The 2,790-nt window shown below is 65.4% G+C and carries 2 protein-coding genes; both read right to left on the reverse strand.

The genetic code is table 11. From position 1 onward, the window contains the following. Nucleotides 1–54: 54 nt before the first annotated feature. Nucleotides 55–2,397 (reverse strand): ATP-dependent helicase, encoded by a 2,343-nt coding sequence (locus ACIQ3B_RS18510; protein WP_397405208.1) that lies wholly within the window; start codon nucleotides 2,395–2,397, stop codon nucleotides 55–57. A gap of 31 nt (nucleotides 2,398–2,428) precedes the next feature. Further along, nucleotides 2,429–2,638 carry a ribbon-helix-helix domain-containing protein gene (locus ACIQ3B_RS18515; RefSeq protein WP_397405210.1) on the reverse strand — a complete coding sequence of 70 codons (210 nt, stop codon included), beginning with the start codon at nucleotides 2,636–2,638 and terminating at the stop codon, nucleotides 2,429–2,431. Nucleotides 2,639–2,790 lie beyond the last annotated feature (152 nt).

Consider the following 2,790-nt stretch of genomic DNA (forward strand, 5'->3'; position numbering starts at 1 on the left):
GGGAGCATGGGTGGCCGGGTCAAGCCCGGCCATGACGAGTAAAAGAGGCTGGCCTCAACCCTTCTCTACGAAGCTATCCAGCACCTTCTTTTCGCCGGCCTTGTCGAAGGCGACTGTCAGTTTGTTGCCCTCGACGGCGCGGACGGCGCCGTAGCCGAACTTGATGTGAAACACACGGTCGCCGCGCTTGTAGTCGCTTGCCGCCGACCCGGCCGAGGTGGCCACCAGTCGGCCGTCGCCCTCGATCACTTGCTGGCGGCCGGGGTGGCTGCCCTTGTAGCTGGACGCCTGTGCGCGGCGCCAGCCGGGGGAGGAATAGCCGGTCCCGAAGGCGGGGGTCTCGTCCCAGCGGCTGCCATGCTGCTGCATGCCCGGTCCGCCGCCATAGTAGCCAGTTTCGGATGAGGCCTCGACATCGGCGACCGGTAGTTCATCGACGAACCGCGAGGGCAGCTGGCTGGTCCAGCGGCCATAGACCTGGCGGTTGGCGGCGAAGGAGATCCGGGCCTCCTCGCGGGCGCGGGTGATGCCGACGTAGGCGAGCCGGCGCTCCTCCTCCAGGCCCTTCTCGCCGCTCTCGTCCATGCTGCGTTGGGAAGGAAAGACGCCTTCTTCCCAGCCGGGCAGGAACACCAGCGGAAACTCCAGCCCCTTGGCCGAGTGCAGGGTCATGATCTGGACGGCGTCGGCCTGCGGACCGCGATCCAGGTCCATCACCAGCGAGACGTGCTCCAGATATCCCTGCAGCGTCTCGAAATTGGCCATCGACTGGACCAGTTCCTTCAGGTTCTCCAGGCGGGTCTGGCTGGTGGGGCTCTTGTCCAGGCGCAGCGCGTCGGTATAGCCGCTTTCCTCCAAGACCTGTTCCATGATCCGGGCATGCGCGGTCCGCTCGCTCTCGGCGCGCCAGCGGTCCAGATCGCGGAGGAAGTTGGACAGGCTCGTGCGCGTGCGCGCCGCCAGTTCATCCGTGCGCACCAGCTCACGCGCGGCCGTCGCCGCCGACACCCCGTTCAGCCGGGCGATCTGCAACAGCTTCTGGACCGTGGTCTCGCCGATCCCGCGCTTGGGCACATTGACGATCCGTTCGAACGCCAGGTCGTCTTCATCCGAGTTGATCAGCCGCAGATAGGCATGCGCATCGCGGACTTCGGCGCGCTCGAAGAAGCGCGGGCCGCCGACCACCGTGTAGGGGATCTGTAGCATGACGAACCGCTCCTCGAAGGCCCGCATCTGGAACGAGGCGCGGACCAGGATGGCCATGTCGCGGAACTTGCGCGGGTCCTTGTCGGTCGAGCCTTTTCTGGCGCGCTCGATCTCGTCGGCGATCAGGCGGGATTCAGCCTCGCCGTCCCAGACGCCGCGCACCACCACCTTTTCGCCGCCGTTCTGCTCGGTCCACAACGTCTTGCCTAGCCGGCCCTTGTTGGCGGCGATCAGGCCGGACGCGGCGGCCAGGATGTGGCTGGTGGAGCGATAGTTCCGTTCCAGCCGCACCACCTTGGCGCCGGGGAAGTCCCGCTCGAAGCGCAGGATGTTGTCCACCTCGGCGCCGCGCCAGCCATAGATCGACTGGTCGTCATCGCCCACGCAGCAGAGGTTCTGGCTCTTCTGGGCCAGCAGCCGCAGCCAGAGATACTGGGCGACATTGGTGTCCTGGTACTCGTCGACCAGCAGGTAGCGGAACCGACCGTGGAACTCGCCCAGCACCTCGGGATGTTGGGTGAAGATCGTCAGGTTATGCAGCAGCAGATCGCCGAAGTCGCAGGCGTTCAGCGTGCGCAGCCGTTCCTGATATTGCCGGTACATCGCCTGGCCCTTGCCGTTGGCGAAGTGGGCGTTTTCCGCGACCGGCAACTGATCCGGCCGCCAGCCACGGTTTTTCCAATGGTCGATCAGCCCGGCCAGGGCCTTGGGCGTCCAGCGCTTGGTATCGATGTTCTCGGCTTCCAGCACCTGCTTGATCAGGCGTTCCTGATCGTCGGTGTCCAGGATGGTGTAGTTGGACTTCAGGCCCACCAGTTCGGCGTGGCGGCGCAGGATCTGGGCGGCCACCGAGTGGAAGGTTCCCAGCCAGCGCAGCCCCTCGGCGGACGGGCCGATGATGGCCCCGATCCGCTCGCGCATCTCCCGGGCGGCCTTGTTGGTGAAGGTGACAACCAGCAGCTCCCACGGTTTGGCCCGGCCGGTCGCCAGGATGTGAGCCAGCCGCGTGGTCAGCACCTTGGTCTTTCCAGTGCCCGCGCCGGCCAACACCAGCACAGGCCCGTCGACGGCCTCGACAGCCGCGCGCTGTTCGGGGTTCAGGCCTGCGAGATAATCCGCCGGCCGCGCATCGGCGCGTGCCAGGTCGCTGATGCGGATTGCGGGGAAATCTGGAGATTCGGACGGCGACATTGGAACATATGTAGCACAGAGTTCGGGTCTGCTAACCGCTGCGGTACGTCAACGCTGCGACCCGACACGCCGAGGCCAGGGCGCGTTCTCCGCGGCTGCGGTCGATCGTCAGGATCAACGCCGCGAGGCTCGAGTTGCGCGCGGCCGCCATCTCCTCGAGCACGGTCCAGAACTCAGGCTCGAGAGCAATCGAGGTCGCGTGGCCAGCGAGCAGGACGGAACGCTTTTTCAGGGAGGGCATGGAGACCTTTTTTACCCCGTTTCCGCTAGGTCACAGACCCATAAACGGGATTCCCAAATCGGGGTGTCGCTGATTCAATCTTCGCAGGATGGAGGTTGAGATGGCACGCTTTGATCTGACGGATTTCGAGTGGTCGGTGATTCAGCCGTTGC

Origin of the sequence: Phenylobacterium sp. (assembly GCF_044358365.1) — a bacterium.
Classification (GTDB): Bacteria; Pseudomonadota; Alphaproteobacteria; order Caulobacterales; family Caulobacteraceae; genus Phenylobacterium.